Here is an 18,641-nt window from a genome sequence, read left to right as displayed (position 1 = left end):
CGCCGCCACGGCCTGTTCGACCTGATTCACGCTGTCCTGCGCCTGGCGGTGGCTGTTGCTCATGGCGCCGACTACATCGCGGGTGCCGTTCTGCAGGCCTTCGATGACCTGACGGATTTCCTCCACCGAATCCTGGGTGCGCTTGGCGAGGTTGCGCACCTCGTCGGCAACCACCGCAAAGCCACGACCCGCTTCACCGGCACGGGCCGCTTCGATGGCCGCGTTGAGTGCCAGCAGGTTGGTCTGTTCGGCGATGCCACGGATCACTTCCAGCACCGAGCCGATCTGCTCGCTGCTCGCGGCCAAACCTTCCACCTGACTCATGGCGCTGCTCATGTCGCTGGCCAGTTCGTCGATCAGGCGGGTGGTGTTGTCGATCACGCTGAGGCCGTCGCGGGTCGCACCGTCGGCGCCGCGCGCGGCGTCGGCGGCCATGGCAGCGCTGTTGGCGACGTCATGGGCGGTGGCGCTCATCTCCTGGGAGGCGGTGGCGACCTGGTCGACTTCGCGGAATTGCTGCTGCATGCCGGCGCTGGTCTGGCTGGCGATTTCCGAAGACTGGTCGGCGGTGGCGCGGGCGTCGTGCACCGAGGATTTCACGTCGCGGATGATTGGCTGCAGCTTGTCGAGGAAGCGGTTGAACCAGCCGGCCAGCTCGCCGAGCTCATCCTTGCCGGCGTAGTCCAGGCGTTTGGTCAGGTCGCCCTCGCCGCTGGCGATGTTGCGCAGCATGGCGGCGACGTTGAGGATCGGGCGGGTCACGCCGCGCGCGGTGAGCCACATGGCGAACAGCCCGATCAGGATGGCGATAAGACCGAAGCCGAGCTGCGAGACGGTGCCCTGCACGCGCTGGTTATCCAGCTCGTTCTGCAACTCGATGGCCGGGCCGAGCAGGACATTCTGCGGGACTTCCAGCAGCACGCCCCAGGGCTTGGAGCCGGGAATCGGTTGCAGCGGCTCGACGACGCGCAGTTGGTCGTCGTGGCGGAACACCTGCTCATGGTTGGCAGCAATAGCCTGCAGCAGCTCCGCACCTTGTTTCGGGTAGACCTCCTGTAGCTTCTTGCTCAGTTTGGAGACATCGGCGCTATGGCCGGCGAGCAGGCCGGCGGCGCTGACGATGCTGACGCGGCCCTGGCCGTCATAGAGTTCCTGGCTGCCCTCTACGGCGATTTCCTGGAGCTTCTCCATGCTGATGTCCAGGCCCATGACGCCGATGACCTTGCCGTCGAGTTCCAGCGGGAAGGCGATGCTGGTCATCAGCATCTTCTTCTTGCCCACTTCATCGAAGTACGGGTCGAGCACGCAGGGCTGTCCGGTCGTCTTGGGGCAGGTGAACCAGGCGTTGTAGGCGCTGCCGCTGGGACCGGGGCTGGTGTCCTGCAGCAGCGACTCGGCCATGGCCTCGGATTCCAGGTGGCCCGGCGTTGCCTGGGACCAGTAGATGGAGAAACGACCGGCATCGTTGCTGCCCAGCTCGCTCTGGCCGGCGAAGAGCTTGTCCTTGCCATCCAGCGCGTCGGGTTCGAAGGCGACGTAGAGGCCCAGCAGTTCCGGGTTGCCTTCCAGTGCGGTCTTCACCTGGCGGGTCAGGTCTTCGCGCAGGTCATAGGCATCGAGGAAGCGCTTCTGCGCCTGGTCGCGCAGGAACAGCACCTGACGGGAGAAACCCTTGCCGTACTGGTAGGCATCCATGATGTAGCGCTGGATGCGCATGGCCTGGACTTCGCCACGCGACTGCAGGCGTGCCTTGGCCGCTTCATCGAGCATTTCCGTGCTCGATTGCTTGACCAGTGCGGTGCTGGTTTGTGTGCGGTAGACGGACAGGCCGCAGAGCAGCGAGACGACGCCGAGCAGGCAGAGCCCGGCAAGCAACGTGATCTTCCACTGGATGGAGAGACGGCGCAGCAACATGGAGAGGGGTCCTTGTTTTAACGAAACCTCGGGAATGCCAGGTATATCGGCCTTTCCCGCATCTTCTTGACCCGTGACGGGGCGAAACGCCGGAAAACAGGCGATTCTGGCGTGCCGTTACGACGGGCGGCAGAAAGCCAGGCAAAAAGCGTGCGCACTGCGCAGAAATTCTCGCCAGGCGATTTCGGAAACGTCTTGATTCGACAAGGGTTTTGACACCCCCGCAAGGGTTTGGCAGAGTGCGCGCCTTTTGCCCGCGCGCTGGCGCGGCGATCCGTGAGAGGAGTGGAGTAGATGAATGCGGTGCTGATCGCCATTGGCCTGATGCTGGTGCTGAGCCTGTGTCGCGTGCATGTGGTGGTCGCACTGATCGCCGGGGCCGTTGCTGGTGGCCTGCTCGGCGGCTTGGGCATGGACGGCACGCTCAAGGCGTTCAACGAAGGGCTGGGGGCCGGCGCGACGGTGGCACTGTCCTACGCCATGCTGGGTGCCTTCGCCGTGGCCATCGCGCGCTCCGGAATGGCGCACGCCCTGGCCGATCGCGCCCTGTCGATGCTCGGCCGGCACGAGGCGAACGGTTCCAATGGCTTCAAGTGGATGATGGTCGGCCTGCTGCTGGTGGTGGCGATCTCCTCGCAGAATGTCCTGCCGATCCACATCGCCTTCATTCCGCTGCTGGTGCCGCCGCTGCTCTACGTGCTGACGCGCTTGCAGATCGACCGCCGGCTGATCGCCTGCGTCATCACCTTCGGCCTGATCACGCCCTACATGTTCCTGCCGGTGGGCTTTGGCAATATCTTCCTGAACCAGATCCTGCTGGCCAACGTGGCTCGCGCGGGTGTCGACGTGCAGGGCATCAACGTCACCCACGCCATGCTGATCCCCGCGCTGGGCATGGTCTGCGGCCTGCTGGTCGCGGTGCTCTTCAGCTACCGGCGCAAGCGCGAGTACGACCTGGAGCGCATCGAACAGGCTGAGCGGGTCGACACGCCCTACAGCAAGATGAGCCTGCTGGTGGCTGGCGTCGCGGTGGCAGCGGCCTTTGCCGTGCAACTGCTGCTGGACTCGATGATTCTCGGTGCGCTGGTGGGCTTTCTGGTGTTTTCGCTGTCCGGCGTGGTGCGCTGGAAAGAAGCGGATGATCTGTTCACCGAAGGCATGAAGATGATGGCCATGATCGGCTTCATCATGATCGCCGCCCAGGGCTTTGCGGCGGTGATGACCGCCACCGGGCAGGTCGCCAGCCTGGTGGACAGCGCCGCTGGCTGGATTGGCAGCAGCAAGGCGCTGGGCGCCTTCATGATGCTGCTGGTGGGCCTGCTGGTGACCATGGGCATCGGCTCGTCCTTTTCCACGGTGCCGATCATCGCCGCGATCTTCGTGCCGCTGGCGGTGCACCTGGGCTTCAGCCCGCTGGCCATTGTCAGCATCGTGGGTACGGCGGGCGCACTGGGCGATGCGGGCTCTCCGGCGTCGGATTCCACCCTTGGCCCGACCTCCGGCCTGAACGTCGATGGCCAGCACAACCACATCTGGGACACCGTGGTGCCGACCTTCCTGCACTACAACCTGCCGCTGCTGGCGTTCGGCTGGGTGGCCGCCATGGTGCTCTGAAAAACGGCCAGCAAGGCTTTGGCGCGCGGCAATCGCGCGCTGAAAGTTGCACTTGGCGGGTCAACTGCTGACTAATGAGCAGGTTTATCCATCCTTGGACCCGCTCATGTTCGAATCGAAACTGGAATACCGGACGTTCCTCGCCCTGCTGCTGGTGGTGACACTCGCCTTCGGCTGGATCCTGCTGCCGTTCTACGGGGCAGTCTTCTGGGGCACCATTCTGGCGATCATCTTTGCACCGTTGCAGCGCCGCCTGCGGGTGAAACTCAACGGGCGCAACAATCTCGCCGCGCTGATTTCCCTCGCCGTGTGCTTCCTGATCGTGATCCTGCCGGTGACCTTCATCGCCGGCGCGCTGGTGCAGGAAGGCGCGACCGTCTACCAGCGACTGAAGTCGGGTGAGCTGAATTTCATCTCTTACTATCAGCAGGCGGTCGCCGCGCTGCCGGGCTGGGCCCACCAGTTGCTGGAACGCTTCGATCTGGCTGACCTCTCCAGCCTGCAGGAAAAACTCTCGGCAGGGGCGATGCAGGCCAGCCAACTGGTCGCCACCAAGGCGTTCAGCATCGGCCAGAACACCTTCGAGTTCGTCATCAGCTTCGGCATCATGCTCTACCTGTTGTTCTTCCTCCTGCGCGATGGGCCGACCCTGGGTAAGCGGATCAAGCAGGCTGTGCCGCTGAGTGGGGAACACAAGCAGCACCTGTTCACCAAATTCACCACGGTGATCCGCGCCACGGTAAAGGGCAACATCGCCGTCGCTGCGACCCAGGGCGCGCTGGGTGGGCTGATTTTCTGGTTCCTCGGCATCCAGGGTTCGCTGCTTTGGGGCACGCTGATGGCCTTCCTCTCGCTGCTGCCAGCCATCGGCGCCGGATTGATCTGGGTACCGGTGGCGGCCTACTTCCTGCTCACCGGTGCGATCTGGCAAGGCGTGGTGCTGACGCTGTTCTGCGTCGTGGTGATCGGCCTGGTGGACAACATCCTGCGCCCGATCCTGGTTGGCAAGGACACCAAGATGCCCGACTACGTGGTGCTGATTTCCACCCTTGGTGGCATGTCGCTGTTTGGCCTCAACGGCTTCGTCATCGGGCCGCTGATCGCGGCACTGTTCATGGCGTCGTGGGACCTCTTCACCGGGCGTGAAGGCGAAGCGCCCAAACCGGCGGAGTAGGGCGCCGGACCTGTAGGAGCGAGCTTGCTCGCGAACCGGGCCCCGCAGCGGGTTCTGTTCGCGAGCAAGCTCGCTCCTACGAAAAGCCGAGCCGCGCTAGGAGGAACTCCGGCCAATAAAAAACCCCGCCGAAGCGGGGTTTTTTATTGCCTGTCGATCTTAGCCTGCGATGGCTACCAGGCCGCTGTGCTGGAGGATGTCCAGCAGGGGTTGCGGGTAGACGCCGAGGAAGAAGGCGAGCAGGGCGATGGCTACCAGCATGATGCCGCCGGCGCGCTGGGCCCAGTCCAGGGGCGCGTCGTGGCGCTTCATGTTCGGCTCGACCAGGAACATGGTCACCATTACGCGCAGGTAGTAGAACAGGCCGATGGCGCTGCCCAGTACCAGGGCGCCGACCAGCCACCAGTGCTGGGACTCGACGCCGGTTGCGACGATGTAGAACTTGCCGATGAAGCCGGCGGTCAGCGGGATGCCGGCCAGGGACAGCATCATCACGGTCATCACCGCGGTCAGCACCGGGCGGCGCCAGAACAGGCCGCGGTACTCGAACAGTGCGTCGGCATCGCGGCCGCTGTACGGGGTGGACATCAGGGTGACCACGCCGAAGGCGCCCAGGGTGGTGACGACGTAGGTGGTCAGGTAGACGCCGACCGCTTCCACGGCCAGGCCCTTGCTCGCCACCAGGGCGATCAGCAGGTAGCCGAAGTGGGCGATGGACGAGTAGCCCAGCAGGCGCTTGATGTTGCTCTGGGTCAGCGCCAGCAGGTTGCCGATCAGGATCGAGGCGATGGCAATGACCGCGATGGCGTCATGCAGCAGACCGTTGTTCAGGGCCGCCGGAGCGATCTGGAACAGGCGCAGCAGCACGGCGAACACGGCGACCTTGGCGGTAGTGGCCAGGAAGGTGGCAACCGGGGCCGGGGCGCCTTCGTAGACGTCCGGGGTCCACAGATGGAACGGCGCGAGGGACAGCTTGAAGCCCAGGCCGACGACCATCATGCCGACGCCGATGGACAGCAGCGGGCCATGGCTGGTGCCTTCCGCCAGCGATGCACCGATAGCCGAGAAGCCCAGGCTGCCGGATTCGGCATAAAGCAGGGCCATGCCAAACAGCAGGAACGCGGAACCAGCGGCGGACAGTACGGTGTACTTGATGCCCGCTTCCAGGGTGCGCTTGTTGAAGAAGGCGTAGGCCACCATGCCGTAGACCGGCACCGACAGCAGTTCCAGGCCGATGAACAGACCGGCCAGGTTCTGCGCGCTGACCAGTACCAGGCCGCCCGCGGTAGAGAGCAGCAGGAGCAGGTACAGTTCCTCGCGGTTGCCCGGGAAGCTTTCCATATAGGCGTGGGCGAGGGTGGTGCAGGCCAGGGCGCCGATCAGGATCAGGGCCATGTAGAAGCAGGCGAAGTTGTCGACCACCATGAGCGGGGTGACTTCGATCGGGGTGACTTTCAGCACCGGGATGATCGACAGCAGGGCCAGGTTCAGACCGATCACCGAGAGAGTGGCGGTCATCGAGTGGTTACGCTTCCAGGCTACCGCGAGCATCACCACCACCAGGGTGGCGCTGGTGATGAGCAGTGGCAGGAGCGCGATGAAGTGTTGAATCGTGAAGGTCATTTCGCGCTTACCGTGCTGCCAGAGTGGAGAGGGCGGCACCCAGCCATTGCTGGACGCCGTGCATGGTTGCCGCGGAGGTGTCGAGGACCGGCTGCGGGTAGACGCCGAGCACGATCAGCAGCACCGCCAGGCCGAGCACCATGAGCAGCTCGCGGGCGTTCAGGCCGGCGATGGCGGTGTCGGACTTGGCCGGGCCGAAGTAGGCGCGGTGGATCATGATCAGCGAGTAGACCGAGCCGAACACCAGGCCGAAGGTGGCGATCACGGTGATCACCGGAACGACCTTGAAGCTGCCCAGCAGGATCAGGAATTCGCCGACGAAGTTGCCGGTGCCCGGCAGGCCCAGCGACGCGGTGGCGAAGAACAGGGCCACGGCCGGCAGGTACGGGATGCGCGACCACAGGCCGCCCATCTTGCGCATGTCACGGGTGTGCAGGCGCTCGTACAGTTGGCCACACAGGATGAACAGCGCAGCGGCGGAGAGGCCGTGGGCGATCATCTGCACCACTACACCCTGCAGCGCCTGCGGGCTGCCGGAGTAGATGCCGATCATCACGAAGCCCATGTGCGACACGGAGGAGTAGGCCACCAGGCGCTTGATGTCGGTCTGCGCGAACGACAGGAAGGCGCCGTAGAAGATGCCGATCAGACCCAGGGTCATGGCGATCGGGGCAAACTCGGCCGAGGCATTGGGGAACAGCGGCAGGGCAAAGCGGATCAGGCCGTAGGCGGCGGTCTTCAGCAGGATGCCGGCCAGGTCCACGGAGCCAGCGGTCGGCGCCTGGGCGTGGGCGTCGGGCAGCCAGGAGTGCACCGGCACAACCGGCATCTTCACCGCGAAGGCGACGAAGAAGCCGAGCATCAGGATCCACTCGGTGTGCGGCGGCAGCTGGGTTTTCAGCAGGTCGGCGTAGTTGAAGGTCAGCACGCCGGTGCTGTTGTAGTGCACGAATACCAGACCCAGGATCGCCACCAGCATCACCAGGCCGCTGGCCTGGGTGAAGATGAAGAACTTGGTGGCGGCGTAGATGCGGGTCTTCTTGCCATCGTCCGAGCTATGACCCCAGAGCGCGATGAGGAAGTACATCGGCACCAGCATCATTTCCCAGAAGAAGAAGAACAGGAACAGGTCGACGGCGAGGAACACGCCGATCACACCGCCCAGAATCCAGAGCAGGTTCAGGTGGAAGAAGCCGATGCGGCGCTGGATCTCGTTCCACGAGCAGAGGACGGACAGCACGCCGAGCAGGCCGGTCAACGCGACCATCAGCAGGGACAGGCCGTCCATTGCCAGGTGGAAGCTGATGCCGAAACGCTCGATCCAGGACAGCTTGAATTCCAGTGTCCACTGCGGCTCGCCACCCGGCGCCGGGGCCAGTTGGAAGTCGCCGGTGTGCCACACCCACAGGCTCAGGGCCAGGGTGAGGACCATCGATCCCAGGGCGACCCAGCGGGGCAGGGTCTTGCTGGTGTACTCGGCGATCCAGCAAAGGAAGCCGCCGATGAAGGGGATCAGGATTAGCCAGGGCAGAATCATGTCGGGCTCAATCTCTTTCGTGAATTCATTAAGCCAGCAGCAGCGCGCCGAGGAGCAGCGCGGCGCCACCCACCAGGGAAGCGGCGTACCAACGCAGGCGGCCGTTCTCGGTGAGGCTGAGGAGTTTGTTGCCACCGCGGGCGGTGAGCGGGACCAGGACCAGGGTCTTGTCGATCGGGTCCGCGGCCAGCAGGCGGCAGATCAGCAGGTAGGGTTTCACGAACAGCTTGTCGTACAGCCAGTCGAAGCCCCAGGCGTGGTACCACCAGGTGCCGAAGAAACGGCCCGGTGCGCTCTGGGCGACGGCGCTGACGAAGCGGCGCTTGCCGAGGAACAGCAGGCCCGCCAGCAGGATACCGGCGATGGCGATGGCGCCCGAGGCGATTTCCAGGCTGTGCTTGGCTTCACCACCGGCATGACCGGCGCTTTCCGGCAGGACGCCGGCCAGCGGCGGAGTGATCAGCGCGCCGATGAAGGTGGAGAGCACAATCAGGACACCCAGCGGCAGCCAGTGGCTGATGCCATGGCCAGCGTGCGCTTCGGTCTTCGCTTCGCCGTGGAAGGCGATGAAGATCAGGCGGAAGGTGTACAGCGAGGTCATGAACGCACCGACGAGCCCTGCGATCAGCAGGTTCTGGTGACCGCTGGCGAAGGCTTCCCAGAGGATCTCGTCCTTGGAGTAGAAGCCGGCGGTCAGGAAGGGCAGGGCGGACAGAGCGGCACCACCGATCACGAAGCTCGCGTAGGCCAGCGGCAACTTCTTCCACAGGCCGCCCATCTTGAAGATGTTCTGCTCGTGGTGGCAGGCGACGATCACCGCACCCGAAGCAAGGAACAGCAGGGCCTTGAAGAAGGCGTGGGTCATCAGGTGGAAGATCGCGCCACCCCAGGCGCCAACGCCCAGGGCCAGGAACATGTAGCCGATCTGGCTCATGGTCGAGTAGGCGAGGATGCGCTTGATGTCGGTCTGCACCAGCGCGGCGAAGCCGGCCAGTACCAGGGTCACGGCGCCAATGATGCCGACCAGCTCCAGGACGTTCGGAGCCAGCTCGAACAGGCCGTGGCAGCGGGCGATCAGGTAGACGCCCGCGGTCACCATGGTGGCGGCGTGGATCAGCGCGGAGACCGGGGTCGGGCCGGCCATCGCGTCGGCCAGCCAGGTCTGCAGCGGCAGCTGGGCGGATTTGCCGACGGCGCCGCCGAGCAGCATCAGGGTCGCCAGGTTGATCCACAGGTCGCCCTTGGCGAAGTGCTGCGGAGCCAGGACCAGCAGTTCCTGGATGTTCAGCGTGCCCAGGTGCTGGAACAGGATGAACATGCCGATGGCGAAGAACACGTCACCCACGCGGGTCACGATGAAGGCCTTCAGCGCTGCGTTGCCGTTCGGTACGTGGTTGTAATAGAAACCGATCAGCAGGTAGGAGCACAGGCCCACGCCTTCCCAGCCGAAGTACATGAACAGCAGGTTATCGCCCAGCACCAGGAACAGCATGCTGGCAATGAACAGGTTGGTGTACGCGAAGAACCGCGAGTAGCCGGTTTCACCGCGCATGTACCAGGAGGCGAACAGGTGGATCAGGAAGCCGACACCGGTGACCACGCCGAGCATGGTGACCGAGAGGCCGTCCAGGTACAGGGTGAAGTTGGTTTTGAAATCGCCAACGCTCATCCATTGCCACAGCACCAGGCTGTAGGCGCCACCTTCGGGCGGGTTGCTGTGGAAGCTCCAGATCGCCCAGAAGGCGGAGAGGGCCGCCAGGCCCACGGAGCCGACACCGACCAGTGCCGAGAGATTTTCCGACCACTTGCCGCGCGAGAACGAGAGCAGCAGGAAGCCGACCAGGGGGAACAGGAAAGTAAGGGGCAGCAGGTTCATCCGCGCATCTCGCTGGCAGCGTCGATATCGAGGGTATGGAAGCGGCGATACAGCTGGAGCAGGATCGCCAGGCCAATGCTGGCCTCGGCCGCAGCCAGGCTGAGCACCAGGATGAACATCACCTGGCCGTCAGGCTGGCCCCAGCGGGCGCCACCGACCACGAAGGCCAGAGCAGCGGCGTTCATCATCACTTCCAGGCTCATCAGTACGAACAGGATGTTGCGTCGTACCATCAGGCCCACCAGGCCGAAGCAGAACAGCACACCGGCGAGCGCCAGTCCGTGTTCGAGAGGGATTGCATTCATGGTGTTAGTCCTTCGCTTCGTGGCGGCCGAGGTGGTAGGCGGCGACCAGTGCCGCCAGCAGCAGCATCGAGGCCAGTTCGACGACCAGCAGGTACGGGCCGAACAGGCTGATGCCCACGGCCTTGGCGTCCACGGTGGTGTGGCCGATGCCGATACCGCTCGGGGTGCGCGAGAGCATCCACAGCAGTTCGACCAGCAGCACGGCAGCCAGGGCGCCGGGGCCGATCCAGACACCGGGCTTGAGCCACTTGCGCTCCTGCTCGGCAATCGCCGGGCCGAGGTTGAGCATCATGACCACGAAGACGAACAGCACCATGATCGCGCCGGCGTAGACGATGATTTCCAGGGCGCCGGCGAACGGAGCGCCGAGGCTGAAGAAGGTCATCGATACCGCCAGCAGCGAAATGATGAGGTAGAGCAGGGCATGCACCGGGTTGCTGTTGGTGATGACCCGGAAGGTTGCCAGCACGGCGACGCCGGCGGCGAAGTAGAAAGCGAATTCCACGCGACGTCTCCTTACGGCAGCAGGCTCTTGACGTTGATCGGTTCGGCCTCGTTCTGCGCGGCGCCTTTCGGCTTGCCGGCGATGGCCATGCCGGCAACGCGGTAGAAGTTGTAGTCCGGGTTCTTGCCGGGGCCGGAGATCAGCAGGTCTTCCTTCTCGTAGACCAGGTCCTGGCGCTTGAACTCACCCATCTCGAAATCCGGGGTCAGCTGGATCGCGGTGGTCGGGCAGGCTTCTTCGCACAGGCCGCAGAAGATGCAGCGGGAGAAGTTGATGCGGAAGAACTCGGGGTACCAGCGACCGTCTTCGGCCTCGGCCTTCTGCAGGGCGATGCAGCCAACCGGGCAGGCTACTGCGCACAGGTTGCACGCCACGCAGCGCTCCTCGCCGTCGGGGTCGCGGGTGAGGACGATGCGGCCGCGGTAGCGCGGCGGCAGGTACACGGCCTCTTCCGGGTATTGCAGGGTGTCACGCTTGCGGAAGGCGTGACCGAAGATCATCACCAGGCTGCGCAGCTGGGTGTAGGTGCCGTGCACCACGTCGAAAATGTACTTGATCATGGTCGTACTCCTTACTGGGTCGCCAGCACGACAGCGCCGGTCACCAGCAGGTTGATCAGAGTCAGCGGGAGGCAGAACTTCCAGCTGAAGGCCATCACCTGGTCATAGCGCGGGCGTGGGATGGAAGCCCGCAGCAGAATGAACATCATGATGAAGAAGCCGGTTTTCAGGGCGAACCAGAAGAACGGGATCTGCGGCAGGATGCCGAAGGGACCGTGCCAGCCGCCGAAGAACAGGGTCGCCAGCAGCGCGGACACCAGCACGATGCCGATGTACTCGCCGACGAAGAACATGCCCCATTTCATGCCGGCGTACTCGATGTGGTAACCGTCGGCCAGTTCCTGCTCGGCTTCGGGCTGGTCGAACGGGTGACGGTGAGTCACGGCGACGCCGGCGACGAAGAAGGTCATGAAGCCAAAGAACTGCGGGATGATGAACCACATGTGCTCGGCCTGGTAATCGACGATGTCGCGCAGGCTGAACGAACCGACCTGGGCGACGATGCCCATCAGCGACAGAGCCAGGAACACCTCGTAGGAGATGGTCTGGGCCGACGCGCGCAGGCTGCCGAGGAGGGCGAACTTGTTGTTGCTCGACCAGCCGGCGAACAGCACCGCGTAAACGGTCAGGCCGGCCATGGCGAAGAAGAACAGGATGCCGATGTTCAGGTCCGCCACGCCCCAGGTCGGGGTGATCGGGATGACAGCGAAGGCCACCAGCAGCGCACCCATGGCAATCATGGGCGCGAGGGTGAAGATCATCTTGTCGGCGAACGGCGGGGTCCAGTCTTCCTTGAAGAACATCTTCAGCATGTCGGCGCCGAGCTGGAAGGCACCGAAGGGGCCGACCCGGTTCGGACCGTAACGGTCCTGCCAGAGGCCGAGCAGACGACGCTCGACCCAGCTGAGCAGCGCGCCGCAGACGACCACGGCGAGCAGGATGACGATGGCCTTGATGACTTCGATGATGATGTCGACGACGGCGGGTGTCAGCCAGCTCATGCTCATCAAACTCATTGCGCAGCCTCCTGCAGACCTTCAGCCACGGCGCCGATGACACCGGCGGGAATGCCTTGCAGACCGATCGGCAGAGCGACCAGACCGGCGCCAAGCTCTTCGCTCACACGCAGCGGCAAACGCAGTTCCTGGCCCTTGACGGTCAGGCGGATGATTGCACCTTCGTTGACGCCCAGGCGGTCAGCCTCGGCCTTGGCCAGGGTGACGTAGGTCTGCGGGATGCGTTCCTGCACCGGAGCGGCTTTCGAGGAGTTCTCTTCGCTGCCGAACAGGTGATAGAAGGGCACCACCTTGAACTGGCTGGCGGCAGTGTGGAACGGCGCAGGAATCTCGCTGAACCACAGGGCCTCGCCCTTGGCCTCGATCAGGCGTACGCCCGGATCGCCGGCACGCAGGTGGCCACCGACTTCGTCCTGGAACTTGTTCCAGGCCTGCGGGGAGTTCCAGCCCGGAGACCAGGCGAACGGAATCTGCTGACGAGGTTCGCTGCTGCCGGCGTAACCTTCCATGGAGAAGGCGAACGCGGAGTCGATGTCCTGCGGCTGACGCGGCTCGCTGACATTGATGTTGGCGCGCATCGAGGTACGGCCGGAGTAGCGGTGCGGTTCGCGCGCCAGCTTCAGGCCCTTGATGCGGAACGCGGCGTTCGGCGCGGCTTCGCGGATGCCGGCCAGTTGCGGCTTGGCGGCGACGACGGCGTCGATCACGTGGTCCAGCTGGGTCCAGTCGACACGCTTGCCTTCCAGGGTACTGTGCAGGGCGTGCAGCCAGCGCCAGCCTTCGCGGACCAGGTTGTCGGCGTTGTAGTAGGTCGGGTCAAAGACCTGGAAGAAGCGCTGGGCGCGACCTTCCTGGCTGACCAGGGTGCCATCGCCTTCGGCGAAGCTGGCGGCCGGCAGCAGGACGGTGGCCTTGGCGCTGGTGGCGGTCTGCTGGTGATCGGCGACGACGACGATCTTCGCAGCGGCCAGGGCAGCATCGACAGCGGCGGCGTCGGCGCGGCGGTACAGGTCGTTCTCCAGGATCACCACGGCATCGGCGGCGCCGGAGGTCAGCTGCTCGAGAGCGGCTTCCACGGAGTCACCGCCGAAGAGGGCCAGGCCCAGGCTGTTGGCTTCCGGAACCACCAGACTCAGGGAGCCATTCTTCTCGCGGTTCTTCAGCGCGCTGGCGATGTTGGCCGCGGCTTCGATCAGGGCGTTGCTGCCCAGCGAGGTGCCGGAGATGACCAGCGGACGCTTGGCGGCGACCAGGGCATCGGCGATGCGCTGGGCGAGGGCGGCGGCTTCGGCGTCGAGGCCGGCAACGGCCGGGGCGCTGGAATCGATGGCGTGGGCCACGGCAAAGCCCAGGCGAGCCAGGTCTTCGGTGGCGGCGTGCACGCACTCGGCGGCGACATCGTCCAGGCGGGTTTCATCGAGGCTGGCGATGAACAGCGGGTTCATCTCGTGCTGGGCGATGGTCTTCACCGCGGCGTCGAGCCACGGCTGGATCTTCATCGCGGCGGCCATGTCCTCGCCCTTGCCTTTTACCGACTGGCGCAGGGCCAGGGCGATACGGGCAGCGGTCTGGGTCAGGTCTTCGCCGAGCACGAATACCGCGTCGTGGTCTTCGATGTCACGGATGGTCGGCACCGGCAGCGGGCCGTCCTGCATGACTTTCAGCACCAGCTGCAGGCGTTGCAGTTCGTCAGCGCAGATGCCGCTGTAGAAGTTCTGCGCGCCGACCAGTTCGGCCAGGGCGTAGTTGCTTTCCAGGCTGGCACGTGGCGAACCGATGCCGATGACCTTGCGGCCCTTGAGCAGGGCTGCGGTCTGGTCCAGGGCGCCATCCAGCGAGAGCTTCTGCTTGCTCAGCATCAGCTGCGGCTGACGCGGGCGGTCTTCGCGGTTGACGTAGCCGTAGCCGAAGCGGCCGCGGTCGCACAGGAAGTAGTGGTTCACCGAGCCGTTGTAGCGGTTCTCGATGCGGCGAATTTCACCGTAGCGCTCGCCGGGGCTGATGTTGCAGCCGCTGGAGCAGCCATGGCAGATGCTCGGGGCGAACTGCATGTCCCACTTGCGGTTGTAGCGCTCGGAGTGGGTCTTGTCGGTGAACACGCCGGTCGGGCAGACCTCGGTCAGGTTGCCGGAGAATTCGCTCTCCAGTACACCGTCCTCGATCCGGCCGAAGTAGACGTTGTCGTGCGCGCCGTAGACGCCCAGGTCGGTGCCGCCGGCGTAGTCCTTGTAGTAACGGACGCAGCGGTAGCAGGCGATGCAGCGGTTCATCTCGTGGGCGATGAACGGGCCGAGCTCCTGGTTCTGGTGGGTGCGCTTGGTGAAGCGGTACCGGCGCTGGTTGTGGCCGGTCATCACCGTCATGTCCTGCAGGTGGCAGTGACCGCCTTCCTCGCAGACCGGGCAGTCGTGCGGGTGGTTGGTCATCAGCCATTCGACGACGCTGGCGCGGAACTGCTTGGCCTCTTCGTCTTCGATGGAAATCCAGGTGTTGTCGGTGGCGGGAGTCATGCAGGACATGACGAGACGACCGCGTTTGTCGTTCTCGTCGGTGTACTGCTTGACCGCGCACTGGCGGCATGCGCCGACGCTTCCGAGCGCCGGGTGCCAGCAGAAGTAGGGGATGTCGAGACCGAGGGAGAGACAGGCCTGCAACAGGTTGTCCGCTCCATCGACTTCTAACGTCTTGCCGTCTACGTGGATCGTGGCCATGGGTCTAAGTCTTCGTTGGCCCGTTGTCAGCGGGCGTGGCTAATAGAAATCACGGTTTCATCGGGCCGGCGGCACGCCGCGGCACTGCAACGAAACAACGCCGGGCGCAGCGCCCGGCGATCAAAGCATCAAGCGCCGACGGTCTGCGGTGCTTGTACGGCCTGAGCCTGGCGGGAAATGCCCGCTTCGAACTCAGGACGGAAATACTTCAGTGCGCTGCCCAGCGGCTCGACGGCACCCGGTGCGTGGGCACAGAAGGTCTTGCCCGGGCCGAGGAAGTTGACGAGCTGTTCGAGGGTTTCCAGGTCGCCCTGGGCACCTTCGCCTTTCTCCAGCGCGCGCAGTACCTTCACGCTCCACGGCAGGCCGTCGCGGCACGGAGTGCACCAGCCGCACGATTCGCGGGCGAAGAACTCTTCCATGTTGCGCAGCAGGGAGACCATGTTGACGCTGTCGTCCACCGCCATGGCCAGACCGGTACCCATACGGGTGCCAACCTTGGCGACGCCGCCGGCGTAGAACAGCGCGTCCAGGTGTTCCGGCAGGAGGAAGCCGGTACCGGCACCGCCCGGCTGCCAGGCCTTGAGCTTGTAGCCATCGCGCATGCCGCCGGCGTAGTCCTCGAACAGCTCGCGGGCCGGAAGGCCAAAGGGCAGTTCCCAGATGCCGGGGTTCTTCACCTTGCCGGAGAAGCCCATGAGCTTGGTGCCCATGTCTTCGCTGCCCGGACGGGCCAGGCCCTTGTACCAGTCCACGCCGTGCTCGACGATCGCCGGGACGTTGCACAGGGTCTCGACGTTGTTCACGCAGGTCGGCTTGCCCCAGACGCCAACGGCGGCGGGGAAGGGCGGCTTGGAGCGCGGGTTGGCGCGACGGCCTTCCAGCGAGTTGATCAGCGCAGTCTCTTCACCGCAGATGTAGCGGCCGGCGCCGGTGTGCACGAACAGCTCGAAATCGAAGCCGCTGCCGAGGATGTTCTTGCCCAGCAGGCCGGCGGCCTTGGCTTCCTCGATGGCGCGGTTCAGGTTGCGAGCCGCGTCGACGTACTCGCCGCGCAGGAAGATGTAGCCGCGGTAGGCCTTGAGGGCGCGCGCGGAGATCAGCATGCCTTCCACCAGCAGGTGCGGCAGCTGCTCCATGAGCATGCGGTCCTTCCAGGTGTTGGGCTCCATCTCGTCCGCGTTGCACAGCAGGTAGCGGATGTTGAGGGATTCGTCCTTGGGCATCAGGCCCCACTTCACGCCGGTGGGGAAGCCCGCACCGCCGCGGCCCTTGAGGCCGGAGTCCTTGACGGTCTGGACGATGTCGTCGGTGGCCATCTGCGCCAGCGCCTTGCGCGCGGCGGCATAGCCATTCTTCGACTGGTACTCCTCCAGCCAGACCGGAGCGCCGTCGTCACGCAGGCGCCAGGTCAGCGGATGGGTTTCGGCCGCGCGCGCGGTGCGGTTGGGCGTGCCGTAGGAGGTGAGGCGACTCATGCGTAGGCCTCCAGCAGTTTGGCGACGCCGTCGGGACGCAGGTCGCCGAAGGTGTCGTCATCGATCATCATCGCCGGTGCCTTGTCGCAGTTGCCCAGGCAGCACACCGGCAGCAGGGTGAAGCGGCCGTCGGCGGTGGTCTGGCCGAGGCCGATGCCCAGCTGCTTCTGGATCTCGCCAACCACGGACTCGTGGCCGCCGATGTAGCAGACCATGCTGTCGCAAACGCGGATGATGTGGCGGCCGACCGGCTGGCGGAAGATCTGGCTATAGAAGGTAGCCACGCCTTCGACGTCGCTGTCGGGGATGCCGAGGATGTCGGCAATCGCCGGGATGGCACCGTCCGGCACCCAGCCGCGCTGCTTCTGGACGATCTTCAGGGCTTCGATGGACGCCGCGCGGGAGTCCTCGTAGTGATGCATTTCGTGCTCGATGGCCGAGCGCTCGGTTTCGCTGAGTTCGAAACGATCAGTCTGGATAAGGGTACTCATGATCAGCGGTCCACGTCGGCCATAACGAAGTCGATACTGCCCAGATAGGCGATCAGGTCAGCGATCATGCTGCCGTTGATCACCGACGGAATCTGCTGCAGGTGCGGGAAGCTGGGCGTCCGGATGCGGGTCCGGTAGCTCATGGTGCTGCCATCGCTCGTCAGGTAGTAGCTGTTGATGCCCTTGGTCGCTTCCACCATCTGGAAGGCTTCGTTGGCCGGCATGACCGGGCCCCAGGAAACCTGCAGGAAGTGGGTGATCAGGGTTTCGATGTGCTGCAGCGTGCGCTCTTTGGGCGGCGGCGTGGTCAGCGGGTGGTCGGCCTTGTACGGGCCTTCGGGCATGTTCTTCAGGCACTGCTCGATGATGCGCAGGCTCTGGCGCATTTCACCCATCTTGACCATGCAGCGGTCGTAGGCGTCGCCGTTGGCCGCCAGCGGCACTTCGAACTCGAAGTTCTCGTAGCCGGAGTAGGGGCGGGCTTTACGCAGGTCGAAATCACAGCCGGTGGCGCGCAGGCCGGCGCCGGTGGTGCCCCATTCCAGCGCTTCCTTGGTGTTGTACTGGGCAACGCCGATGGTACGGCCACGCAGGATGCTGTTCTTCAGGGCGGCGGTTTCGTACTCGTCCAGGCGCTTGGGCATCCAGTCGAGGAATTCGCGGACCAGCTTGTCCCAGCCGCGCGGCAGGTCGTGGGCGACGCCACCGATGCGGTACCAGGCCGGGTGCAGGCGGAAGCCGGTGATGGCTTCGACGACCTTGTAGGCGCGCTGGCGGTCGGTGAAGGTGAAGAACACCGGGGTCATCGCACCCACGTCCTGGATGTAGGTACCCAGGTAGAGGAGGTGGTTCAGGATGCGGAAGAACTCCGACATCATGATGCGGATGACGTCAACGCGCTGCGGCACCTTAATGCCGGCGAGCTTCTCGACCGAGAGCACGTACGGCAGGTTGTTCATTACACCGCCGAGGTAGTCGATACGGTCGGTGTAGGGGATGAAGCTGTGCCAGGACTGACGCTCGGCCATCTTCTCGGCGCCACGGTGGTGGTAGCCGATCTCCGGAACGCAGTCGAGGATCTCTTCACCATCCAGCTGCAGGATGATGCGGAACGCACCGTGCGCGGAAGGGTGGTTCGGGCCGAGGTTGAGGAACATGAAGTCCTCGTTCTCGCCGTGGCGCTTCATGCCCCAGTCTTCGGGCTTGAAGCGCAGGGCTTCCTGCTCGAGGTCCTGCTTGGCGGCGGACAGCGCGTAGGGATCGAACTCGGTGGCGCGCGCCGGGTAGTCCTTGCGCAGCGGGTGACCTTCCCAGGTCGGCGGCATCAGCATGCGGGTCAGGTGCGGGTGACCATTGAAGGTGATCCCGTACATGTCCCAGACCTCACGCTCGTACCAGTTGGCGTTCGGCCAGATACGGGTGGCGGTGGGCACGTTGAGGTCGCCTTCGGACAAGGCGACCTTGATCATCACGTCACTATTACGCTCGAGCGACATCAGGTGGTAGAACACGCTGAAGTCGGCGCCCGGCAGGCCGCGACGGTGGGTGCGCAGGCGCTCGTCCACGCCGTGCAGGTCATAGAGCATGACGTACGGCTTGGGCACATTGCGCAGGAAGGTGAGGACGTCGATCAGGCGCTCACGGGCAACCCACAGCACCGGCATGCCGGTGCGGGTGGCCTGGACGGTGAAGGTCTCGGCGCCAAAGCGGGAATTCAGTTCGACGACGATATCTTGGTCGTCTGCCTTGTAAGGCGGGATGTACAGAGCGGAGTCTGCATTCATAGTCTTTAAGTCACTCGGTCAACGGTGGAGTGAAAACGGGCCTCTCGTGGAGG

The 18,641-nt window shown here is 64.6% G+C and carries 14 protein-coding genes and 1 pseudogene; 2 read left to right on the top strand and 13 right to left on the bottom strand.

Features of this window, described 5'->3' with window-relative positions; genetic code table 11:
- Together ACNFH5_RS27330 and ACNFH5_RS27325 are read right to left on the bottom strand one after the other, a co-directional pair.
- The coding region (locus ACNFH5_RS27330; protein ID WP_416751528.1) for a methyl-accepting chemotaxis protein at positions 1–324 on the bottom strand (324 nt) is incomplete at its 3' end.
- 351 nt (positions 325–675) lie between these two features.
- A pseudogene (locus tag ACNFH5_RS27325) lies at positions 676–1,695 on the bottom strand (chemotaxis protein); the annotation flags it as partial.
- Between the two features lie 513 nt (positions 1,696–2,208).
- Here ACNFH5_RS27325 and ACNFH5_RS27320 point away from each other — a divergent pair.
- Positions 2,209–3,528: a Na+/H+ antiporter family protein gene (locus tag ACNFH5_RS27320; protein ID WP_416751511.1), complete on the top strand. Its 1,320-nt coding sequence runs from the start codon at positions 2,209–2,211 to the stop codon at positions 3,526–3,528.
- A gap of 106 nt (positions 3,529–3,634) precedes the next feature.
- The gene (locus tag ACNFH5_RS27315) at positions 3,635–4,702 is read left to right on the top strand and encodes an AI-2E family transporter (RefSeq protein WP_416751509.1); all 1,068 of its coding nucleotides are present in this window, start codon (positions 3,635–3,637) and stop codon (positions 4,700–4,702) included.
- A 159-nt stretch (positions 4,703–4,861) separates the two neighbouring features.
- Here the strand turns inward: ACNFH5_RS27315 and nuoN are convergent, their stop codons facing one another.
- The 11 genes from nuoN to nuoC form a co-directional block, all read right to left on the bottom strand.
- Positions 4,862–6,325 (bottom strand): NADH-quinone oxidoreductase subunit NuoN, encoded by a 1,464-nt coding sequence (nuoN, locus tag ACNFH5_RS27310; protein WP_416751507.1) that lies wholly within the window; start codon positions 6,323–6,325, stop codon positions 4,862–4,864.
- Positions 6,326–6,332: 7 nt separating this feature from the next.
- The gene (gene nuoM, locus ACNFH5_RS27305; protein ID WP_017517118.1) at positions 6,333–7,862 is read right to left on the bottom strand and encodes an NADH-quinone oxidoreductase subunit M; all 1,530 of its coding nucleotides are present in this window, start codon (positions 7,860–7,862) and stop codon (positions 6,333–6,335) included.
- 28 nt (positions 7,863–7,890) lie between these two features.
- On the bottom strand, positions 7,891–9,738 hold the full coding sequence (nuoL, locus tag ACNFH5_RS27300; RefSeq protein WP_416751504.1) for an NADH-quinone oxidoreductase subunit L: 1,848 nt from the start codon (positions 9,736–9,738) through the stop codon (positions 7,891–7,893).
- The gene (gene nuoK / locus ACNFH5_RS27295) at positions 9,735–10,043 is read right to left on the bottom strand and encodes an NADH-quinone oxidoreductase subunit NuoK (protein ID WP_017517116.1); all 309 of its coding nucleotides are present in this window, start codon (positions 10,041–10,043) and stop codon (positions 9,735–9,737) included. The genes nuoL and nuoK overlap by 4 nt, the downstream gene beginning before the upstream one ends.
- A 4-nt stretch (positions 10,044–10,047) precedes the next feature.
- Positions 10,048–10,548 (bottom strand): NADH-quinone oxidoreductase subunit J, encoded by a 501-nt coding sequence (gene nuoJ, locus ACNFH5_RS27290; RefSeq protein ID WP_017517115.1) that lies wholly within the window; start codon positions 10,546–10,548, stop codon positions 10,048–10,050.
- Positions 10,549–10,559: 11 nt separating this feature from the next.
- Positions 10,560–11,108, bottom strand: coding sequence for an NADH-quinone oxidoreductase subunit NuoI (gene nuoI / locus ACNFH5_RS27285; RefSeq protein WP_045214743.1), 549 nt, complete (start codon positions 11,106–11,108; stop codon positions 10,560–10,562).
- A gap of 11 nt (positions 11,109–11,119) precedes the next feature.
- Positions 11,120–12,109: an NADH-quinone oxidoreductase subunit NuoH gene (gene nuoH / locus ACNFH5_RS27280; protein WP_416751526.1), complete on the bottom strand. Its 990-nt coding sequence runs from the start codon at positions 12,107–12,109 to the stop codon at positions 11,120–11,122.
- 11 nt (positions 12,110–12,120) lie between these two features.
- Positions 12,121–14,835: an NADH-quinone oxidoreductase subunit NuoG gene (gene nuoG, locus ACNFH5_RS27275; RefSeq protein WP_416751501.1), complete on the bottom strand. Its 2,715-nt coding sequence runs from the start codon at positions 14,833–14,835 to the stop codon at positions 12,121–12,123.
- Positions 14,836–14,963: 128 nt separating this feature from the next.
- Positions 14,964–16,313: an NADH-quinone oxidoreductase subunit NuoF gene (nuoF, locus tag ACNFH5_RS27270; RefSeq protein WP_045214748.1), complete on the bottom strand. Its 1,350-nt coding sequence runs from the start codon at positions 16,311–16,313 to the stop codon at positions 14,964–14,966.
- Positions 16,310–16,810, bottom strand: coding sequence for an NADH-quinone oxidoreductase subunit NuoE (gene nuoE / locus ACNFH5_RS27265; RefSeq protein WP_169887231.1), 501 nt, complete (start codon positions 16,808–16,810; stop codon positions 16,310–16,312). Before nuoE ends, nuoF begins: the two co-directional genes overlap by 4 nt.
- Entirely contained in the window at positions 16,807–18,588 is a 1,782-nt protein-coding gene (gene nuoC, locus ACNFH5_RS27260) for an NADH-quinone oxidoreductase subunit C/D (RefSeq protein WP_045214752.1), read from the bottom strand. The genes nuoE and nuoC overlap by 4 nt, the downstream gene beginning before the upstream one ends.
- Between the last annotated feature and the right edge of the window lie 53 nt (positions 18,589–18,641).

Origin of the sequence: Pseudomonas sp. NY15435 (assembly GCF_048068295.1) — a bacterium.
GTDB lineage: Bacteria > Pseudomonadota > Gammaproteobacteria > Pseudomonadales > Pseudomonadaceae > Pseudomonas.
Note: the sequence above shows the minus strand (reverse complement) of the source record. Positions and strands in the feature narration are given on the sequence as shown.